The sequence below is a fragment of the Allobosea sp. OAE752 genome (assembly GCF_050433265.1).
GTDB classification, from domain to species: Bacteria; Pseudomonadota; Alphaproteobacteria; order Rhizobiales; family Beijerinckiaceae; genus Allobosea; species Allobosea spartocytisi.
The window spans coordinates 134,403-153,451 of the sequence record NZ_JBNPXO010000002.1; the positions used below are offsets into that span (position 1 = coordinate 134,403).

19 protein-coding genes are annotated in these 19,049 nt (G+C 68.7%); 12 read left to right on the forward strand and 7 right to left on the reverse strand.

Going from position 1 to position 19,049, the window contains the following annotated elements:
• Nucleotides 1-23 precede the first annotated feature (23 nt).
• From GGC47_RS05500 to GGC47_RS05515, 4 genes are all read left to right on the forward strand, one after another.
• Nucleotides 24-617, forward strand: a complete 594-nt coding sequence (locus tag GGC47_RS05500) for a DUF1134 domain-containing protein (protein WP_038359302.1) — start codon at nt 24-26, stop codon at nt 615-617.
• Between the two features lie 132 nt (nt 618-749).
• Complete coding sequence (locus GGC47_RS05505; protein ID WP_142021641.1) at nt 750-1,994, forward strand: coiled-coil domain-containing protein; 1,245 nt, start codon at nt 750-752, stop codon at nt 1,992-1,994.
• Between the two features lie 82 nt (nt 1,995-2,076).
• Complete coding sequence (locus tag GGC47_RS05510) at nt 2,077-3,018, forward strand: sugar kinase (RefSeq protein WP_429067245.1); 942 nt, start codon at nt 2,077-2,079, stop codon at nt 3,016-3,018.
• Nucleotides 3,018-3,893 (forward strand): TIGR01459 family HAD-type hydrolase, encoded by an 876-nt coding sequence (locus GGC47_RS05515; RefSeq protein WP_142021643.1) that lies wholly within the window; start codon nt 3,018-3,020, stop codon nt 3,891-3,893. Before GGC47_RS05510 ends, GGC47_RS05515 begins: the two co-directional genes overlap by 1 nt.
• A 39-nt stretch (nt 3,894-3,932) precedes the next feature.
• Here GGC47_RS05515 and ribA read toward each other — a convergent pair whose 3' ends face one another.
• The gene (gene ribA, locus GGC47_RS05520; protein WP_038359295.1) at nt 3,933-5,060 is read right to left on the reverse strand and encodes a GTP cyclohydrolase II RibA; all 1,128 of its coding nucleotides are present in this window, start codon (nt 5,058-5,060) and stop codon (nt 3,933-3,935) included.
• Nucleotides 5,061-5,293: 233 nt separating this feature from the next.
• Here ribA and GGC47_RS05525 point away from each other — a divergent pair, with 233 nt between their 5' ends.
• Nucleotides 5,294-5,869 (forward strand): cytochrome b, encoded by a 576-nt coding sequence (locus GGC47_RS05525; protein ID WP_142021644.1) that lies wholly within the window; start codon nt 5,294-5,296, stop codon nt 5,867-5,869.
• A gap of 67 nt (nt 5,870-5,936) precedes the next feature.
• Here GGC47_RS05525 and GGC47_RS05530 read toward each other — a convergent pair whose 3' ends face one another.
• The 4 genes from GGC47_RS05530 to GGC47_RS05545 are packed head-to-tail and all read right to left on the reverse strand — an operon-like array spanning nt 5,937 to nt 9,251.
• A complete protein-coding gene (locus tag GGC47_RS05530) occupies nt 5,937-6,776 on the reverse strand; it encodes a small ribosomal subunit Rsm22 family protein (RefSeq protein ID WP_142021903.1) in 840 nt (279 codons plus the stop codon).
• Complete coding sequence (locus GGC47_RS05535; RefSeq protein WP_142021645.1) at nt 6,776-7,840, reverse strand: glycosyltransferase family 4 protein; 1,065 nt, start codon at nt 7,838-7,840, stop codon at nt 6,776-6,778. Before GGC47_RS05535 ends, GGC47_RS05530 begins: the two co-directional genes overlap by 1 nt.
• Entirely contained in the window at nt 7,837-8,238 is a 402-nt protein-coding gene (locus GGC47_RS05540) for a 6-pyruvoyl trahydropterin synthase family protein (protein WP_142021646.1), read from the reverse strand. Before GGC47_RS05540 ends, GGC47_RS05535 begins: the two co-directional genes overlap by 4 nt.
• Before the next feature lie 56 nt (nt 8,239-8,294).
• On the reverse strand, nt 8,295-9,251 hold the full coding sequence (locus GGC47_RS05545) for a zinc-dependent alcohol dehydrogenase (protein ID WP_429067252.1): 957 nt from the start codon (nt 9,249-9,251) through the stop codon (nt 8,295-8,297).
• Nucleotides 9,252-9,345: 94 nt separating this feature from the next.
• Between GGC47_RS05545 and mdoH the strand changes: the two genes are divergently transcribed.
• From mdoH to GGC47_RS05570, 5 genes are all read left to right on the forward strand, one after another.
• The gene (gene mdoH / locus GGC47_RS05550; RefSeq protein ID WP_142021647.1) at nt 9,346-11,175 is read left to right on the forward strand and encodes a glucans biosynthesis glucosyltransferase MdoH; all 1,830 of its coding nucleotides are present in this window, start codon (nt 9,346-9,348) and stop codon (nt 11,173-11,175) included.
• Entirely contained in the window at nt 11,172-11,930 is a 759-nt protein-coding gene (locus tag GGC47_RS05555; RefSeq protein WP_142021648.1) for an FkbM family methyltransferase, read from the forward strand. Before mdoH ends, GGC47_RS05555 begins: the two co-directional genes overlap by 4 nt.
• Before the next feature lie 227 nt (nt 11,931-12,157).
• Nucleotides 12,158-12,937: a 2-oxo-tetronate isomerase gene (otnI, locus tag GGC47_RS05560; RefSeq protein ID WP_038359283.1), complete on the forward strand. Its 780-nt coding sequence runs from the start codon at nt 12,158-12,160 to the stop codon at nt 12,935-12,937.
• Entirely contained in the window at nt 12,937-13,941 is a 1,005-nt protein-coding gene (locus GGC47_RS05565; protein WP_038359281.1) for a glucokinase, read from the forward strand. Before otnI ends, GGC47_RS05565 begins: the two co-directional genes overlap by 1 nt.
• Nucleotides 13,942-13,983: 42 nt before the next feature.
• Complete coding sequence (locus GGC47_RS05570) at nt 13,984-15,030, forward strand: acyltransferase family protein (protein WP_429067257.1); 1,047 nt, start codon at nt 13,984-13,986, stop codon at nt 15,028-15,030.
• Between the two features lie 10 nt (nt 15,031-15,040).
• On the opposite strand, the gene GGC47_RS05575 is transcribed toward GGC47_RS05570, so the two are convergent.
• Nucleotides 15,041-15,385, reverse strand: a complete 345-nt coding sequence (locus GGC47_RS05575; protein ID WP_429067259.1) for a hypothetical protein — start codon at nt 15,383-15,385, stop codon at nt 15,041-15,043.
• Between the two features lie 192 nt (nt 15,386-15,577).
• Between GGC47_RS05575 and GGC47_RS05580 the strand changes: the two genes are divergently transcribed.
• Nucleotides 15,578-17,389 carry an ABC-F family ATP-binding cassette domain-containing protein gene (locus GGC47_RS05580; protein ID WP_429067262.1) on the forward strand — a complete coding sequence of 604 codons (1,812 nt, stop codon included), beginning with the start codon at nt 15,578-15,580 and terminating at the stop codon, nt 17,387-17,389.
• 205 nt (nt 17,390-17,594) lie between these two features.
• Complete coding sequence (locus GGC47_RS05585) at nt 17,595-18,341, forward strand: SDR family oxidoreductase (protein ID WP_038359276.1); 747 nt, start codon at nt 17,595-17,597, stop codon at nt 18,339-18,341.
• A gap of 61 nt (nt 18,342-18,402) precedes the next feature.
• On the opposite strand, the gene GGC47_RS05590 is transcribed toward GGC47_RS05585, so the two are convergent.
• A complete protein-coding gene (locus GGC47_RS05590; RefSeq protein ID WP_142021651.1) occupies nt 18,403-19,038 on the reverse strand; it encodes a hypothetical protein in 636 nt (211 codons plus the stop codon).
• Nucleotides 19,039-19,049 lie beyond the last annotated feature (11 nt).

The following is a 19,049-nucleotide window of genomic DNA, read 5'->3' on the forward strand; positions in this document are numbered from 1 at the left end:
CGCCCTGTCCGGAGATCTTGTTCATGATCCAGACCCGCCGCAGTCTCATCAAGGGCGGCCTCGCCGTGGCCGGAACCGGCCTCGCAGGGCTGCCGATCCCGGCGATCGCGCAGGCGCAGAACTATGACAACCAGCGCTCCTTCTCGCAGAACGAACTCGTCGGCTCCGGCCACAAGTTCTTCGGCAACGTCTCGCGCGGCCTTGCGCTGGCGATCGAGGAGGCGGTGCGGCGCTGGGGCGAGCCGAACGGCTATATCCTGGGACAGGAGGCGTCCGGAGCCTTCGTCGGCGGGCTGCGCTACGGCGAGGGCACGCTCTACACCCGCAATGCCGGCGACCGCCGCACCTTCTGGCAGGGACCCTCGATCGGCTTCGATTTCGGCGGCGAGGGCGCCCGCACGATGATGCTGGTCTACAACCTGCCGACGGTCGAGGCGATGTATCAGCGTTTCGCGGGCGTCGACGGCTCGGCTTATTTCATCGGCGGGTTCGGCTTCACCGCGCTCACGGCAGGGGGCGTCACGGTGGTGCCGATCCGGACCGGGGTGGGCTGGCGGCTGGGCGTTAATCTCGGCTACCTCAAATTCTCGCCGCAAGCGACCTGGAACCCGTTCTGAGGCTGCAGCCGGCCTAGCAGCGCGGTTTCCGACGCTGCGGATGCTGCCGCCGCCCATCGGCTTTTTCTGGCCATGGCGGGGTGGGCGTGGCAGGATTCGGCTTGAGTTGGACCGGATGCGGAGCCGCAAGCCTTGATCGAAGCCGCCATGCTGTTCGCGCTCGGCTTCCTGTGCGCAGCCCTGCTGGCGCTGGCGGCTGTGCCCGCCCTGTCGCGCAGGGCGGACCGCCTGGCACGCAAGCGCGCCGAAGCGGCCTTTCCGCTCTCCCTCGCCGAGATTGCGGCCGACCGCGACCATCTGCGCGCCGAACTCGCCGTGCGGATGCGCTCGGCCGAGCAGGAGGCCGAGAAGGGTTTCGCCGCCAGGGCCGGCGCGATGCAGGAAGTCGGCCGGCGCGACATGGAGATCGGTCAGCTCAAGCGCGACCGGGCCGAGCGCGACGACAGGATCGCGAGGCTCGATGCCGAACTGGCACAGACGCGCGGCCAGCTCGACGAAACCCGCACGGCCCTCGAGACCGAGCGCAGCGGCCACGCTGCGACGACGGCGACGCTGGAAAAGCGGATCGCGGATCTGGCCGCGCTCGAACAGAGCCTCGCCGAGACCCGGCAGGCGCTGACCGGCACCGGCGCAGATCTCGACGAACGGTCCGGCGAGCTCGCCCGGGAACGCGAGACGGTCGGGCGCATCGAAGCGGCGCTGGCGGAGCGCGAGGCGGAGCTGACAAAGCAGCGCGACGAGCATGAGCGGCTCCGGCTCGCGCAGGTCGAGGACCGCACGCAGATCATGGTGCTTCAGAGCGAGCGCGACGAACTCGGAGACCGGTTGGCGGTGACGGAGGAGCGTCTCTCCCGCAGCGAGGCCGCGCTTGCGGCGATCACGGCCGAGCGCGAGGGCGAGCGGCTGCGCGCGAATGCGCTTGCGGCGCGTGCCGAGCAGGCCGAGGCGGGGCTGGCGGCAGCGGATGCGCGCGGCAGCCTCGCGGCGAACGAGGCGCAGCAGGCATCGCGGCTTCTCGAACAGGAGCGGGCCGAGCACAAGCAGGCACAGGAGCGGATCGACAGCCTGGAGGGCTGGCTCGTGGAAGCGCAGCACGCCCTGGCGACGTCTCGCCGCGAGCATGAACAGGAGATCGCGACCGTGACAGGAACGGAGCAGGAGCGCGAGGCGCGGATCGCGGCCTTGCATGCCGAGCTGCAGACGCTCGAAGGCGCGCTGGAGCAGGCGCGCAGCGACGGGATGGAGGCAAAGCGGGAGCTCGCCGCCTTGCGCAAAAGCACGGCCGCCCAGGGCGGCAACATGGCGCTGCGGCAGGAGATCATTCGGCTGGCGGACCGGCTGATGAGCCAGCCGACCGGGCGCGACGCGGCGGAATGAGCGAAAAGCGGTTTCCATGCGCGGGGCCTTGTTCTAGGAGAGCTTGCCCGCGCGCCGCGCCATCTCAATGGTTTTAAATCCCGTGACCGACAGTCCCATCGACCTTCTGTGCCTCGGCGAGCCGCTCGGCGAGTTCAATGCGACGCGGGCGGAATCCGGCGCCTTCCAGTTCGGCCAGGGTGGCGACACGTCCAACTGTGCGGTGGCGGCAGTGCGCCAGGGGATGTCCGTCGGCTATCTCGGGGCGCTCGGCAACGACATGGCCGGGCAGTCGGTCCGCGCGCTGTGGCAGCGCGAAGGTGTGAACGACGCCCATGTCGCGACGCATCCGAGCGCGCCGACCGGGCTCTATTTCGTCGATCACGGGCCTTCGGGCCATGTCTTCTCCTATCTGCGGGCTGGTTCGGCCGCGAGCCTCTACGGGCCGGGCGACCTGCCGCACGGGCTGATCCGCTCGGCGCGGATCATCCAGGCGTCGGGCATCAGCCAGGCGATCTCGGCCAGCGCCTGCGACGCCGTGTTCGCGGCCTTCGAGACGGCGCGCGAGGCCGGCGTGCTGACCGCCTACGACACCAATCTGCGCCTCAAGCTCTGGCCGCTGGCGCGGGCCCGCGCGATCATCCACGCGGCTTGCGCGATGGCCGACATCGTCCTGCCGGGCTTCGACGACGCGACGCAGCTCACGGGTCTCAACCAGCCCGACGCCATCGCCGATTTCTATCTCAAGCTGGGCGCGCGGGTCGTTGCGCTGACGCTCGGCCATGAGGGCTCGCTCGTCGCTACGCCGGTCCGGCGCGAGCGCTTCCGCCCGATCAAGGTCGATGCGATCGATGCGACCGGCGCGGGCGATTGCTATGACGGCGCCTTCCTCGCGGAATATCTGCGCACGGGCGATGCCTTTGCGGCCGGCGCCTATGCCAATGTCGCGGCGGCCCTCTCGACGCAGGGCTATGGCGCGGTGGCGCCGCTGCCGCGGCGCGCCGATGTCGAGGCGCGGATGGCGAGCGAGGCCAAGAACTCCTGATGCAAGACCTCCTGACGAGCGTGCCGATCCTGAAGCATGCGGACGCGCTGCTCGAACGCTACGACGTGCTGATCAGCGACGTCTGGGGCGTCGTCCATGACGGGCTCTGGGCGCTGGAGCCGGCCTGCGCCGTCTTGACCGCCTTCCGGGAGCGCGGCGGCGCCGTGGTGCTGCTCTCGAACGCGCCGGGACCGTCGCAGCACGTCGCAAGCGTGCTCGACGCCAAGCGCGTGCCGCGCGGAGCCTGGGACAGGCTCGTCACCTCCGGCGACGTCACGCGCTCGCTGATCGCCGAAAGTCACCACAGCCGCGTCTATCATATCGGCTGGCAAAGCGACCGGGCGCTGTTCGCCGGTCTCGATGTCGAGCTGGTCGATGAGGCGCAAGCCGACCTCGTGGTCGCGACCGAGCTCAACGACTACCGCAACGAGACGCCGGAGCAGTACCGGCCGCTGCTCAGCCGTTTTGCGGAGCGGGGGCTGCCCTTCATCTGCGGCAATCCCGATCTGGTGGTCCATGTCGGCGAGGATCTGCTGCCCTGCGCCGGCTCGCTCGCGATGATCTATGAGGAGCTCGGCGGCAGCGTCGCCTGGGCCGGGAAGCCCTATCGCCCGGCCTATGAGCTCGCGCTCGCGGCTGCCGCCGAGCTGCGCGGCGGGCGTCCTGTCGAGTCGAGCAAGGTGCTGGTGATCGGCGATGCGGTCCGTACCGATCTCGCCGGCGCGCGATTGATGGGCTTCGACAGCCTGTTCATCGCCGGCGGCATCCACCGCGACGAGACGATGCGCGGCGGAGAGGTCGACCCGGTCGGGCTCGCCAAGGTGCTGGATGGCCTGCCTGTGCAGCCTGTGGCGGCGATGGCGGCGCTGGCTTGAGCGCTGCGAACAGGGCCGCCGGCTCGATCGGGCCCTGATTCAGTCCTTGGGCGCGGCCCGCGCCATCAGCGCGTCCATGTCGATGAGATGGCCGGCACGGTCGCGCTTGGAGGCGAGATAGCGGACGTTGTGGGCGTTTGGCCGCCCGAGCACGCGCTGGCTCGCCGCGACTTCCAGGCCGGCGGCTTCGATCGCGCCGATCTTTTGCGGGTTGTTGGTGAGCGCGACGACGCTGGTGACGCCGAGCTGTTTCAGCATCGTCGCCGCGAAATCGAAATGGCGTTGGTCGAGGTCGAAGCCGAGGACTTCGTCGGCATCGTAGGTGTCCCAACCCTGGCTCTGCAGCTTGTAGGCGCGCATCTTGTTGGAGATGCCGTTGCCGCGGCCTTCCTGGTCCAGATAGAGCAGGATGCCGCCGCCGTTCTCGGCCATCCACTGCACGGTTTCGCGCAGCTGGTCGCCGCAATCGCATTTCAGCGAGCCGAAGAGATCGCCGGTCAGGCAGGCGGAATGCAGGCGCACCGGCACGGCAGTGTCGAGATCGGGCTTGCCGACGATGATTGCGACCTGATCGCGCAGGCCCTCGCCGCCACGGAAGACGACGAACTCGGTCTCCGGCGCGCCTTCCAGCGGCACCGGGGCGCGGCCGACGATCCTGAGCGAGGCGGCCTGCGCGGCGCGGTAAGCGTTCACCGCCTCGATATCGGCTTCGACGAGGGATTCACCGGCAACGGCTTCTGCCGTCACGGGCACGACCAGCGCGGCCGGCAAGACGAGCGACAGCCGCGCCAGCTCGAGCGCTGCGGTGTCGAGCGCGGAAGCTGGCGCGACGGGGGCGTCCATCCGGCTCTCCAGCTTGAGGGCGAGATCGGCGACGCGCTCGAGGTCGATGGTCGGCAACGCGAAAATTCCGGCCTCCGTCCGGCCCTTGGCGCCGAGACGGCGCAGCCGCGCCGGGCTGAGCACGAGATGGCCGTTGCCCGCGGCGAGAGCGTCGAGATTGCGCACCAACTCGGCATCGGCGAGCTCGGCCGACAGCGCCAGGGCAAGCTGTGCACCTGCGCGCAGGAGAACCGGTCGGCCGGCGCGAAACTCGGAAATGGCCCTTTCGACCTTCACCAGCAGGGTTTCCCCAGGGCGGCCGAAGAGCGTACGCGACTCAAGCATCGAAAATTCCGTCAGTCAGATCGCTGGGATCAGGATGTGTCGGGAGTTCCAACGAATTCAGGATATATGTAATCACGATCCGCCATTCCACCAACGTCTCGCAGTGGCGGCGGTTCCGCGATCAAATCCGTGTCATGACCTTGGGTTCCTCGCGGCTGGGCATGCGGCGCTATAGGTCCGCGACATTGAATGTGAGATGAATATCCGGCTGGGCACAGGTTCCCGAGGCTCCGATGGACGCTCGAACGGCAGGAAGCAGCACGGCGCGCCCCGTCTATGGCGGGGTCGCCCGAACGTTTCACTGGGTGACGGTGGTGGCGGTGCTGGCGATGCTGCCTCTCGGCCTTGCCATGACCTATCGCGGCAACACGCTGAACATCTGGGACGGGACCACGGACGCGCTCTACAGCGCCCACAAGCTCATCGGTTTCCTGCTGTTGTGGTTGACGGCCGGTCGCCTGATCTACCGATTCCTGCATGGCGTCCCGCCCGACGAGCCGTCATTGGCGTGGTGGCAGAGGGCGAGTTCGCATCTCGTCCACTGGCTGCTCTACGGGCTCCTGCTCGTCGTGCCGCTGCTCGGCTGGATCGGCGTCTCGCTGTTTCCGGCGCTGACCGTGTTCAACCTGTTCGACCTGCCGGCGTTGACGTCGCCCGATCAGGCGGCTGCCGGCCGGGTGCTCGGGATCCACGGAAAGCTCGCGCTGACGGCGGGCGCCATCGTCGTGCTGCATATCCTGGCGGCGCTCTACCACCATTTCATCCGCCGCGACGGGGTGCTGCGCCGGATGTGGCCGGGGCTGGATTAGAGCTCGCTGATTTTGCCCGGGACGACCCGCGCTTCAGCGAAAACGCAGCAAGCTCCAGGCAAGCGGTTCAGACCGGTCGCGCCCAGAGGTCCTGATGCCCGATCCGGGCGGACGCGGCAGCTTGGCGCGCCTCAAGCCAGGCGGCAATGGCAGCCGGCTCGACCTGTCCTGTTTCGCGCACCGCATCGGTGATGCCGCGGGCGAGGGCGTCGCGCAGGTCGCGGTGGCCTTCATCGAGCAGCCAGGCGCTGTCCGCCGTCGAGACGGCGAAGCCCGATTTGCGGAAGGCCTCTGCCATGATGTCGCAGGCTTCCGGGCCGGCTGCGGGGCCGAAGCCCTTGTCCAGGTGCTGATGGTGCTTGAATGCGGCCAGCATGCGGGCATCGCTGCGATGGGCCGGCTTCCAGTTCTCGCGCCCGTCATAGGTCAGCACCGTGTAGAGCGGCAGCTTCTGGCTCGCCAGCGCGGCGACGAAACGCTCGATCCAGCGCTTGGAGGTGAGGTCGAAGAGGGCGGCGGCGGTCACGAGGTCGGGCCGCCAGCCGAGGACCCAGTCGAGATCCTTGTCGAGATCCACCTGGCGGGTGTCGACGGTGATCGTCTTGCCGTCCTTGGCCAGGACGAGCTCTTCGCCTTGCTCGCGCGCCTCGTCAGCCCAGCCGACCAGGCGCTCGCGCGCCACGGCCAGCAGATCGGCGTCGTGATCGACGAGCGTCCAGTGCTGCCGGTCGGGGAGGACGGCATAGCTGCCGCGCAGGTTCGCGCCGGCGCCGCACCCGAGGTCGAGCACGGAAAGCGACGGCTTCGCCGCGAAAAAGGCGCCGACCGCCGCGAGCAATTGCGGATTGCGTGCCGCATGATCCGCCGGCTCGCGCAAGGCGAGCCATTCCGGAGAGAACCCAGCCATCATCCCACCTTTCGGCCGCCGTCGCCGAGGCATGCCTCCGCGACGATCCGTGCCGTATCCCGCCAGCGCGGCAGCGCCGATGCTGCCGCCCAGGCGGCATCGGCCCGCCGGAGGCGTTCAGCCGGCGCATCAATCAGGGTTGCGAGGGCCTTGGCAAGTGCTGTCGCGTCACCGGGGAGGATCTTGAGGGCCGCCGCCTCGGGCAAGGCATCCGCGCCGGCGCCGCTCAAGGTGCAGACGATGGGCAGGCCGCGTGCGAGCGCTTCCGTCAGCACCATGCCGTAGCCCTCATAGAGCGACGGCATGACGAAAAGATCGGTCTTGTCATAGAGTTCCGCGAGCTTTTGCGAATCCACGGCCCCGACAAGCAAGATGCGGTCCGCCAGCCCGGAACGGGCGATTCGGGCGCACAGCTCCTCCGCCGTGCGGGGGGCGTAGTCCGGCGAACCGGCGATGGTCAGGGTCCAGTGCCGGTCGGCGATGGTGGCGAGGGCCTCGACGAGGACGTCGTAGCCCTTACGGGGGATGATCGAGCCGACGGCGAGCAGCCGCAATGGGGCGCTCCCGGTGGCTGGCGTCGCCCGAGGGGCAGGATCGGTGCCGGGTACGGCGACGGCGATGCCATCCTGCGCGACGCCGTAGTCCGCGACGAGCGTGTCGCGCGTCGCCGGGCTGGTCACGACGACGGCACGCGCATGGCGCAGCGCCAGCCTCTCGCTGTGCCGCAAAGCCGCGATCGTCTCCGGATCCAGGCCGGTTTCCAGCGCGAGCGGGTGGTGAACGAGGGCGACGAGGCGCTGCGAGAACCGCGCCGCGAGCGCCTCGGGGAACGCGCCGAAGGCCAGCCCGTCGACCAGCAGCACGTCGTCGGGGGCGGTCTCGGCGAGAAGCCGTTCGGTCGTCGCCAGATCTGCCGATGTCGGGAAGGGAAAGGTGGCGGGCAAGGCGAGGTGGCGGGCGGTGACGCCGGCGGCCCGCCATTCCCGCAGCAGGCGCCGGTCATAGCCGTAGCCGCCGGTCGGGGCGTCGATGTCGCCCGGAATGGCGAAGACGATGCCGCTCACGCGAGCGCGCCCTCGTAGCTGGCGCGGGCGAGATCGGTCTCGTGGAGGGTGACGCGGATGCGGGCAAGCCCGGCCCCGTCGGCGCCGAGCGCGCCGGATTTGGCGGCCGCCGCCATCGTGTCGAAGATGTGCTTGCAGAGGAATTCGGTCGTGGTGAGCACGCCCGCGAATTGCGGCAGAGCGTCGAGGTTCTGGTACTTCAGCGGTTTCAGGGTTTCGGCGAGCACGTCGAGCGCCGCGCCGATATCGACCACGACGTTATGCCGGTTCAGCGCCTCGCGGAAAAAGGCGACATCGACCACGAAAGTGGCACCGTGCATGTTCTGCGCCGGGCCGAAGAAGGGATCGGGCAGGGAATGGCCGATCATGATGCGGTCACGGACTTCGACGGAAAACATGGCGCACTCCTGCTGCCGGCGGCGCGGGCTGTCTTGGTCGCCTGACGGACGCGCCGTCAATACCGGAGCGCCGCCGCCAGCCCGTTCCAGCCGCAGGACAGTACGGCGGGAAGCCGGGAGGGGGCTTCACGGAAGGGGATTTCCTCCGTGATCAACGCATCCAGCCGGTCGTCGGCGAGGAGCGCCATCGCCACCCGGGCGCGACGCGCACAGTCCCAGCGCGAGCGGCGCGAGGCCGGGATCATCCCGACCTGCGAGGCGATCAGCCGGAGGCGCCGCGCATGGAAGGCGCCGCCGAGCGGCGCCGGCACGGTTCCCGCGCCATACCAACTCAGCTCGACGATGCGGGCTTCGAGCCCGGCGCAATCGATCGCGGTGGCGAGCCCGTCGGCGCTGGCGCTGGCATGGAAGACGATATCGGCGTCCCGCGGCGCAGCGTCGGGCAGGGCGAAGCGGATGCCGAGCTGCTCGGCCGTCGCCTGCCGGCAGGGTTCGACATCGACGAGCGTGACCTCGGCGCCGGGAAGACGTGCGGCGAGCCAGCCGACCAGCAGGCCGAGAACGCCGCCGCCGACGATCACGATGCTGTCAGCCGGGCCGGAACCGGCATCCCAATGCGCATTGAGCGCGGTTTCCATGTTTGCGGCGAGGATGGCGCGGCGCGGGGGCACGTCGTCGGGGACGAGGATCAGACGATCGCGCGGCGCCACGAAGCGGTCCTGATGCGGATGCAGGCAGAAGACGGTGCGGCCGATGAGGTCGGGGGGGCCGGCATCGACCCTGCCGACGGCGCAGTAGCCGTATTTCACCGGGAAGGTGAAGGCGCCCTCCTGGAACGGGGCGCGCATCCGGTCATGTTCGGAAACCGGCACGCGGCCCTCGAAGATCAGCTTCTCGGTGCCCCGGCTGATGCCGCTCCACAGCGTCGTGACGAGGCAGTCCTCGGGCCCCGCCAACGGCAGGGGCACCTCATTCAGGCTGCATTCACGGCGCGAGGCATACCAAAGTGCCAAGGCTTTTGCCCTTGCGTCAGCCGTGGTTGCGGTCTTTAGCTCCCGCGCCATCCCGATCCGATCCCGTCCGTCCGAGCCCGCCTGCTGCCGATCCATGACAGATACCGTCACGAACCAGCACCTCGCTCCGACCACGTTCCCGCGGGTCGCGCAAGATGTCGAGCCGGTCGGCCTGACGCCGGCGGGCCTTCAATCCGTCGCGAGCCTTCGGAAACGGCGGTTCGCTGTGTTCGCGCTCAATCTCGGCACGCTGGCGGCGCTGCTCGCCGGGTTGGCCCAGGTGCTTGGCACCGGCGGCTGGAGCGCGGCGGATGTCGTGATCTTCACGGCTTTCCTGTTCGCCGCGCCCTGGACGGTGCTCGGCTTCTGGAACGCGGCGATCGGCCTGTGGCTGCTGCACGGCCGGCGCGATGGCCTGAAGGCGGTGGCGCCCTTCGCCGCCGATGGCGGAAAACCGGCGCCGCTGATGCTGCGCACGGCGGTGCTGATGACGCTGCGCAACGAGGATCCCGCGCGGGCCTTCCGGCGGCTCAGGGCAGTCAAGGACAGTCTCGACGCCACGGGCGAGGGCGTCTGGTTCGACTATTTCGTGCTGTCGGATACCAGCGACCCTGCCGTGGCGGCTGCCGAGGAGGCGCTTGCCGGCGCATGGGTGCAGGAGATCGGCGAGCCGGCGCGATTGACCTATCGCCGGCGGGTGAGCAACGCTGCTTTCAAGGCCGGCAACATCCGGGATTTCTGCGAGCGCTGGGGCGATCGCTACGAGCTGATGCTGCCGCTCGATGCCGACAGCGTCATGTCGGGCGACGCCGTCCTCGGGTTGGCCCGAATGATGCAAGCGTATCCGAAGCTCGGAATCCTGCAATCACTGGTGGTCGGAATGCCCAGCCGCTCCGCCTTCGCCCGGATCTTCCAGTTCGGCATGCGCCACGGCATGCGGCCCTACACCATGGGCGCTGCGTGGTGGGGGGGCGATTGCGGTCCGTTCTGGGGCCACAACGCCATGGTGCGGATCGCGCCCTTCCGCGATCATTGCCATCTGCCGATGCTTCCGGGCGGTCCGCCGCTTGGCGGGGCGGTGATGAGCCATGATCAGGTCGAGGCGGTGCTGATGCGCCGGGCCGGCTACGAGGTGCGGGTCTTGCCGGTGGAGGGTGGGAGCTGGGAGGAGAACCCGCCGACCATGCTCGACTACGCCAAGCGTGACCTGCGCTGGTGCCTCGGGAACCTGCAATATCTCAAGCTGCTCGACCTGCCGGCCTTGAAGCCGATGAGCCGCTTCCAGCTCGTCTGGGCGATCCTGATGTTCCTCGGCCTGCCGGCCTGGACCTTGATGATCGCGCTGCTGCCGTTCAAGGTCTTCGAGGATCGCGCCATCGCCGATTATCCGGTCGTTCTGGCGGCAGGGCTCTATGGGCTGTTCCTGACGATGCATTTCATGCCGAAGCTCGCCGGCTTTGCCGATACGCTGCTGGAAAAAGGCGGTGCCGCGCGCCATGGCGGCGGCACCCGCTTCCTTGCATCGGCCGTCATCGAGACCGTGTTCGGCTTCCTGCAGAGCGCCGTCTCCAGCCTGCGCACGACGCTGTTCATGATCGGGCTTGCCTTCGGCCGGGCGCATATCGGCTGGAACGGGCAGGCGCGCGATGCCCATGCGCTGTCCTTCGGCACGGCCTGCGCCGGCCTGTGGCCGCATCTCCTGTTCGGAGCCTATCTCTTCGCGACGCTGGCCTGGCTGTCGCCGACGGTCCTCCTCTGGTCGCTGCCGCTGACGGCCGGCTATGTGTTGGCGATCCCCTTCGCGATGCTGACGGCGCTGCCGGCCGCCGGGGCCTGGCTGGCGCGACATGGGCTCTGCGCCATTCCGGAGGATTTCGCGCCGCCGCCGGTGCTGGCGGCCATCGGGGCGGGAGAGCGCGGATGAACGCCGTCGCCTATCCCAAAGGTACGGTGAAGGCGCTCTCGCGCAGCCTGAGAATGCATTATGGCGACAAGGAGCGTCAGGCGGCGATGGACCGGCTCCACGGCGCCTTCCTGACGCCCGGCGACCTCGTCTTCGACATCGGCGCCCATGTCGGCGACCGCATCTCGTCCTTCCGGCGCCTCGGCGCCCGCGTGGTGGCGCTGGAGCCGCAGCCGGGGCCGGCGCGGATCATCCGGCTGATCCATCGGCGCGACCCGCGCGTGACGCTGATCGAGGCGGCCTGCGGCGACCATGAGGGCTCGATCGCACTCAGGATCGACAGCGCCAATCCGGCGGTCTCGAGCGCCTCGGCCGCCTTCATCGGCGCGGCGATCGATGCAGAGGGCAGGGCGGGGCAGGGCTGGGATCACGAGATCACGGTGCCTTGCACGACGCTCGACAAGCTGATCGCGCGCTACGGCCTGCCGCACCTGCTCAAGATCGATGTCGAGGGCTTCGAGGCGCATGTGCTGGCCGGGCTGACCAAGCCGGTGCAGGTAATCTGCTTCGAGTTCAAGACGATCCAGCACGATGTCGCCGAGGGCTGCCTGGCGCTGCTCGAAACGCTCGGGCGCTATCGCTTCAACGTCGCGCTCGGGGAAACCCAGAAGCTCGCGCTGGGGGAGGCCGTCACGGCTGAGGCGATGGGGGATTATCTGCGCGGGCTGCCTCGGACAGCCGGCTCGGGCGACGTCTACGCCATCTTGCAGAGCTGATTCCATCACCGCATAGGCTATCCGTCGGAACGCATCGCCGCAGTGTCGCGTTGGGTCATGACGCGGCCGGCTCGGCGCGCTAGCTTGCGCCGGTCGTTCAGACCTTGAGCGTTCCCGCGTTTCTCCGAAGCGTGGAAAGGTTCTCGATCCTTATCGTGTCGCATTGTCTTCAGGCGAACCGGTATCCGCTTCGCTCGAAACTGCTCTAAGTCTGCCAGAGGCCGTTCATGCCGCGCTTTGCCGCCAATCTCTCGATGATGTTCACGGAGTGGGGCTTCCTCGATCGTTTCAAGGCTGCGTCGGAAGCAGGGTTCGAGGCCGTCGAATTCCTGTTCCCCTATGAGCATGCGCCCGAGCAGGTCGGGCTGGCGCTGGCCGGCGGCGAGCTGGAGCAGGCACTGTTCAACCTGCCGCCGGGCGACTGGGCGGCCGGAGAGCGGGGCATCGCGGCGCTGGCCGGGCGCGAGGCGGAGTTCAAGGCTTCCGTCGATACGGCGCTGGCCTATGTCCATGAGACCGGCGTCCCACGCCTGCACATGATGGCGGGGCTTGCCGACCCCGACGACCCGACCGCACAGAAAACCTATCGTGCCTCGATCGCCTATGCCGCCGACAGGCTCGGCGAGCACGGCATCGACCTTCTGCTCGAGCCGATCAACGGCAAGGACATGCCGGGCTATTTCCTCAACGATTTCGACCGGGCCGCCGCTTATGTGCGCGAGGCCGGGCGGCCGAACGTGAAGTTGCAGTTCGACATGTATCACTGCGCGCTGATCCATGGTGACGTGTCGGGCAAGCTCAAGGCGCTCTATCCGCTCGTCGGCCATGTCCAGATCGCGCGGGCCAATGGCCGGCACGAGCCCGATGCCTCCGGCCCCGACTATCCCCGGCTCTTCGCCGAGCTCGACGCGCTCGGCTATGGCGGCTTCGTCGGCTGCGAGTACAAGCCGGAGCATGGCACGCTGGAAGGGCTCGGCTGGTTCGCGCCCTGGCGAAAGCCGCTCTGATGCGCCCGCCATCGATCGCCTATCCCGTCCTGCTCGCCGATATCGGCGGCACGAACTGCCGGCTCTCGCTGGCGGGGGATCCCGACAGCCCGCAGCGTGCCCTGGCGCGGATCGGCACGGGCAGCTACCCGACGCCGGAAGCGGCCTTCGAGAGCGTCATCGCCGAACTGCCGGAACGGCCGCGCTCGGCGATCCTCGCCGTGGCCGGGCCGCTCGATGGCCGCAGCGCCCAGTTGACCAATGCGAGCTGGCAGTTCGACGGGCCGCGGATCGCCCAGGCTCTCAGCTTGAATCAAGGGCTCCTGGTCAATGATTTCGAAGCCCTCGCGGCCTCCCTCGCGGTCTTGAATCCGGGCGATGTCGAGACGCTGGTCGAGGGTGATCCGGAGCCGGAAGGGGTGAAGCTCGTGCTCGGTCCGGGTACGGGGTTCGGCGCCTCGGCGTTGCTGACGCGCGGCGAGCGCGGCTTCCTGATCCCGACCGAGGCAGGGCATATCGGCATTGGCCCGGAAGACCCGACGGAACAGCGGATGTGGCCGGTGCTGGCCGCCGGGCTGCCGCGCCTCACGGTCGAGCATCTGCTCAGCGGCGACGGGCTCGTCCGCCTCCACCGCGCCGTGGTCGCAACCTCGGGCATGGCGGAGGCCGATACCAGCGCTGCCGATATCAGCCGGCTCGCGTTGGACGGAAATCCGGCGGCGCTGATGACGGTCGTCTGCTTCTGGCGCCTGCTCGCGCGCGTCGCGGGCGATCTCGCCCTCTCGTTCAAGGCGACGGGCGGGGTCTTCATCGCGGGCGGCATCGCGCCGAAGCTCCTGCCGCTGGCGGACCGCGCGACCGTCAAGGCCGTCTTCGCGGGCAAGCCGCCGATGGAGGCTCTCGCGGCCCGCTTCGCCCTGCATGTCATCACGGCGCAGGATGCCGCCGAACAGGGGCTTGCGGCGATCGCGGCTAATCTGCCGCGTTTCGGCCTCGACGATCCCAAGCGGTTGTGGTTTGGCTGAGCGCCTTCCATAGACCTGTCCTTCCGAAAACATCGAGATCGCGTGCAGCCCATCCATTCCATCCAGGTCCTGCGCGCGCTCGCGGCGTTCATGGTCGCCGTGCACCATGTCCAGCCCGATGCCGCCATCGTGGCGGAGCGCGCGGGGCTCGCCTTCGCCCGCAACGACATCCTGCCCTGGATGGCCGGAGTCGATATCTTCTTCGTCGTCTCCGGTTTCATCATGGTCCATGCCTCGCAGGACCTGTTCGGGCGGCAGGGCGCTTCGCTCGCTTTCCTGAGGCGGCGCCTCGCCCGCATCGTGCCGCTCTACTGGGCGATGACGACGCTGTTCCTGCTGGTCGGCCTCGCCGTTCCGGCGCTTCTCAATTCGGGCGCGCCGAGCTTCGGCCAAATCCTCGGCTCCTATCTGTTCTGGCCCATGGTCTCGACGCAAGGGGTGGTGCAGCCGGTCTATTCGCTGGGCTGGACGCTGAATTACGAGATGCTGTTCTACGCCCTGTTCGCCGTCGGGCTCCTGCTGCCGGCGCGCTGGACCTTGCCGGCGGTCGCGCTGGCGCTGGCGCTGCTGGTCGCAGCGGAGAGCCTGGGCGGGCCGACGCCGTTGCCCTTCGCGTTCTGGGGGCAGCCGATCGTCCTCGAATTCGCCGCCGGCATGGGTATCGCGGTGTTGCGCGGGCGAGGCTTGCGCCTGCATGGCGCGGTGCGGATCGCGGTCGCGGCGGCCGGCGTCGCGGTGCTCGTAGCCGCCGCGCATGTTCCGGGAACCGATGGCGGCTGGAGCAGCGTGCTCTGGCGTGGATCGGCGGCCCTGCTGCTGGTGCTGGCGGCTTCCTGCGGCCGGGAGGGCATCGTACCGCTGCTGCCGGTCAAGGCGCTGGCGGCGGTCGGCGACGCCTCCTATGCGCTCTACCTCGTCCACCCCTTCGTGATCCGGGGCACGCGCGAGGCCGTGCTGCGGGTGGGGCTGGCCTGGCCGGCGCTTTACATCGTGCTCGCGCTCATCGGCGCGGTCGTCGCGGCGCTGCTGCTCCATCGCTGGTTCGAGCGGCCGGCGACGCGGCTGGCGCGGCGCTGGCTCGGGGGCTGAACCCGACCTCTCAGCTCAGCTTCATGCCCTTGAGCGACTGGCCGACGACGCCACCGTCCTTGCGCCGCTGGGCGCGCCTGGACTTGATCGTCTCGACATGCTCCGGCTGCGGGTAATAGCCGCGCTCCATGATCTCGAGCGAATATTCCTCATAGGTCAGGCCGAGCGCCTCGGCCTTCTCCTGCCGGCTGAGCGCGACCTCGCGCGGCTTCTTCCAGGCCTTGCGATGGGCGAAGCGCCAGTCGAAATAGCGGCCGATCGTGCCCTTGCCGGTTTCCGCGCGCCGCTTGCGCTCTTGCAGCGGCGGCCCGCCATTATGGCCGATTCCGATGGGGCGCGGGCGGGCTGACGTCATGGGCTGGCTTTCGACTCGAGGCGAGGGCCACGATAAGGGCGCGATTTCGGCTGGCAAGCAGCATGCCATGCCCGGTGGGCGTGACAGCAGCGCCTGCACTCTTGTCTTCATGCAGTATCGGATCGATCCGAAAAGTGGTTTCCACTTTTCGGTCCGATGCTCTATCCCGCAGGCCAGTTCACAGGACGAACCATGGCCCCTTTGCTGCATCTGCGCGACGTCGCGCTCACCTTCGGCGGACAGCCGCTGCTCGAAGCGGCCGAGATATCCGTCTCGGCCGGCGAGCGGGTCAGCCTCGTCGGGCGCAATGGCTCGGGCAAGTCGACCCTGCTCAAAATCGCGGCGGGACTCGTCGAGCCCGACCATGCCGAGCGCTTCGTCCAGCCCGGCGCGACCATCCGCTATTTGCCGCAGGAGCCGGATTTCACCGGCTACAAGACCTCGCTCGCCTATGTCGAAGCTGGCCTCGGGCCGGGTGACGACGCCTATCGTGCGCAATATCTCGTCACGGAACTCGGCCTGACCGGGGAGGAGGACCCCGCCACCATGTCCGGCGGCGAGTCCCGGCGCGCAGCGCTGGCGCGGGTGCTGGCGCCGGAGCCGGACATCTTGCTTCTCGACGAACCGACCAACCATCTCGACCTGCCCGTCATCGAATGGCTGGAGCAGGAATTGAAGTCGTTGCGCTCGGCCATGGTGCTGATCAGCCACGACCGGCGCTTCCTGACCTCGCTGTCACGCGCCACCGTCTGGCTCGATCGCGGCGTGACGCGGCGGATGGAGAAGGGCTTCGGAGATTTCGAGGCCTGGCGCGACGAGGTGCTGGCTCAGGAGGAGCTCGACCGCCACAAGCTCGACCGCAAGATCGCGCGTGAGGAGGACTGGCTGCGCTATGGCGTCAGCGCCCGGCGCACCCGCAACCAGCGCCGGCTCGGCGAGCTGTTCGCGCTGCGCGACCAGCGCCGCACCGCACGCGCCGCCACCGGCAACGTCCGGCTGGAGGCGAGCGAGGCGCAGACCTCCGGCAAGCTCGTGATCGAGGCGGTGGATGTCGCCAAGGCCTATGGCGACAACGTCGTCGTCAAGAACCTGTCGCTTAGGGTGGCGCGCGGCGACCGGATCGGCATCGTCGGACCGAACGGGGCCGGCAAGACCACGCTGATCAATTTGCTGACCGGCGGGCTTCAGCCCGATTCCGGCACGGTGAAGCTCGGCACCTCGCTGGAGATGATGACGCTCGACCAGCGCCGCGAAAGCCTCGATCCGGCGACGCCGCTGGGCGATGCGCTGACCGGCGGCGGCTCGGACCAGGTCATGGTCGGCGGCCAGCCGCGCCATGTCATCTCCTATATGAAGGACTTCCTGTTCCAGCCTTTGCAGCGCGGCACGGCGGTCGGCGCGCTCTCGGGCGGGGAGCGCGGGCGCCTGATGCTGGCGCGCGCGCTCGCGAAGCCCTCGAACCTGCTGGTGCTGGACGAGCCGACCAACGATCTCGACCTCGAGACGCTCGACCTGTTGCAGGAGCTGCTCGCCGACTACCAGGGCACGGTGCTGCTGGTCAGCCATGATCGCGACTTCCTCGACCGGGTCGTCTCGGCCGTGCTGATCTCGGATGGCGACGGGGTCTGGACCGAATATGCCGGCGGCTATTCCGACATGCTGACGCAGCGTGGGCGCGGCGTCGGCGCGAAGGCGAGGGTTGTCGAGAAGGCGCCCGCCGCCGCGCCGAAATCCGCTCCCTCGGGGGCCCCCCCCGCTTCAAGCGCCAAACGCAAGCTCTCCTTCAACGAGAAGCATGCGCTCGAAACGCTGCCGAAGAAGATCGAGGCGTTGCAGACGGAAGCCGCCAAGCTCAACGCCGCCGTGGCGGGCGATCTCTACACCCGCGACCCGAAGCTCTTCGCCAAGGCGACGGCGCGGCTGGAAGAGGTCGCGCGCGAGATCGGCGACGCGGAGGAGCGCTGGCTGGAGCTCGAGATGCTGCGCGAGGAGATCGGGGCGTAACTCCTCGCCATCATGCTCGGGCTTGACCCGAGCATCTCGTAAACCAGCGCTCTCTCGTCATGAGGTTCTCGGGTCTGCGCTTCGCTTCGCCCGAGAATGACGAGTAGCCATTCGATTTCCGTATCCGGCCCCGCCCAAAAGCGCATTTACGACCGCGCTCAATCGTTTCAAACATCGCGGCAAATCGAGATCACGAGGAACGACCATGAGACTGAAGGGCAAGACGGCGCTGGTGACTGGCGCGGCACAGGGTTTCGGCTTCGGCATCGCCGAGACCTTCGTGCGCGAGGGCGCGCGCGTCGCGGTGCTCGATATCAACGGCGACAAGGCGAAGGAGGCCGCGAAGGCGATCGGCCGCAAGGCTTTCGCCGTCACCTGCGATGTCGGCAAGGCCAAGAGCGTCGACAAGGCGGTGGAGAAGATCCTCGCCAAGGTCGGGCGGCTCGACATCGTCGTCAACAATGCCGGCACGACCCATCGCAACAAGCCGATGACCGAAGTGACCGAGGAGGAGTTCGACCGGATCTTCGCGGTCAATGTGAAGTCGATCTACCTGATGGCGCGGGCGACCGTGCCGCATTTCCGCGAGCATGGCGGCGGCGTCATCCTCAATATCGGCTCGACGGCGGGCGTGCGGCCGCGTCCGGGCCTGACCTGGTACAATGGCTCGAAGGGCGCCGCGAACCTGATCTCGCAATCGATGGCGGTCGAGCTCGCGCCGGACAAGATCCGCGTCAACGCCATCGCGCCGGTCGCGGGCGAGACGCCGCTGCTGGCCACCTTCATGGGGGAGGACACGCCGGAGCGGCGCGCGCAGTTCACGGCCTCGATTCCGTGGGGCCGCTTCTCGACGCCGCAGGACATCGCCAATGCCGCGTTGTTCCTGTGCTCGGACGAGGCCGACATGGTGACCGGCAGCGTGCTGGCCGTCGATGGCGGGCGCTGCGTCTGAGCGGGCCGGCTACAGCATCGGCTTTTCCCGAAAACCGCAGTCCACTTTTCGGGCCGATGTCCTATTTCAGACCGCGCCGGCCGAATTCGGTTCGCCGGTGCGGCACCGGCGCCTGACGGGCCGAGCCGAGGAAGCCCGGTGGGCGGGCGGGGGCGGGCACGATCGGGATCGGCCTCTCGCCGGCGATCGCCTGTTCCATGGCCAGCGCGAGCTGCGTATCGACGCGCGCCGGGTCGCCATCGGCCGAGATGAAGCGGCCGGGTGACGAACCGGTGCCGCTGCGCGCCTCGGCGGGGGCGGATGGCGCGTACAGGAGATAGAACCAGAAGCCGCCCAGCAGGAGATAGACCAGGCCGGCATGTTCCGTGCCGTCCAGCGGGCTTTCGTTCGTCCGCAGGATCAAGGCCTGGATTTGCAGGGCGAGCGCCGTGCAGGTGACGATCAGGTAGATGCCGGCCAGCAATTCGCCACCGCCGGCGTCGCGGTTGCGGCGGATGGCGTAGCTGATGCGCTTGTATCCGAAAAAGGCGCCGATCAGGAAAGCCGTCGCGGCCAGCCGGTAGCGCCCCTGTCCGGGCGGACCGAAGAAGGCCTCGTGCTGGACTGCGACGCAGGTCAGCAGGACCGCGGTCTCGGCCAGGCCGAGCAGGCTTGACCTGACGAAGAACTGGCTGCGGCCGAGCGTTCCGGCAAACATCGCACGCTCCT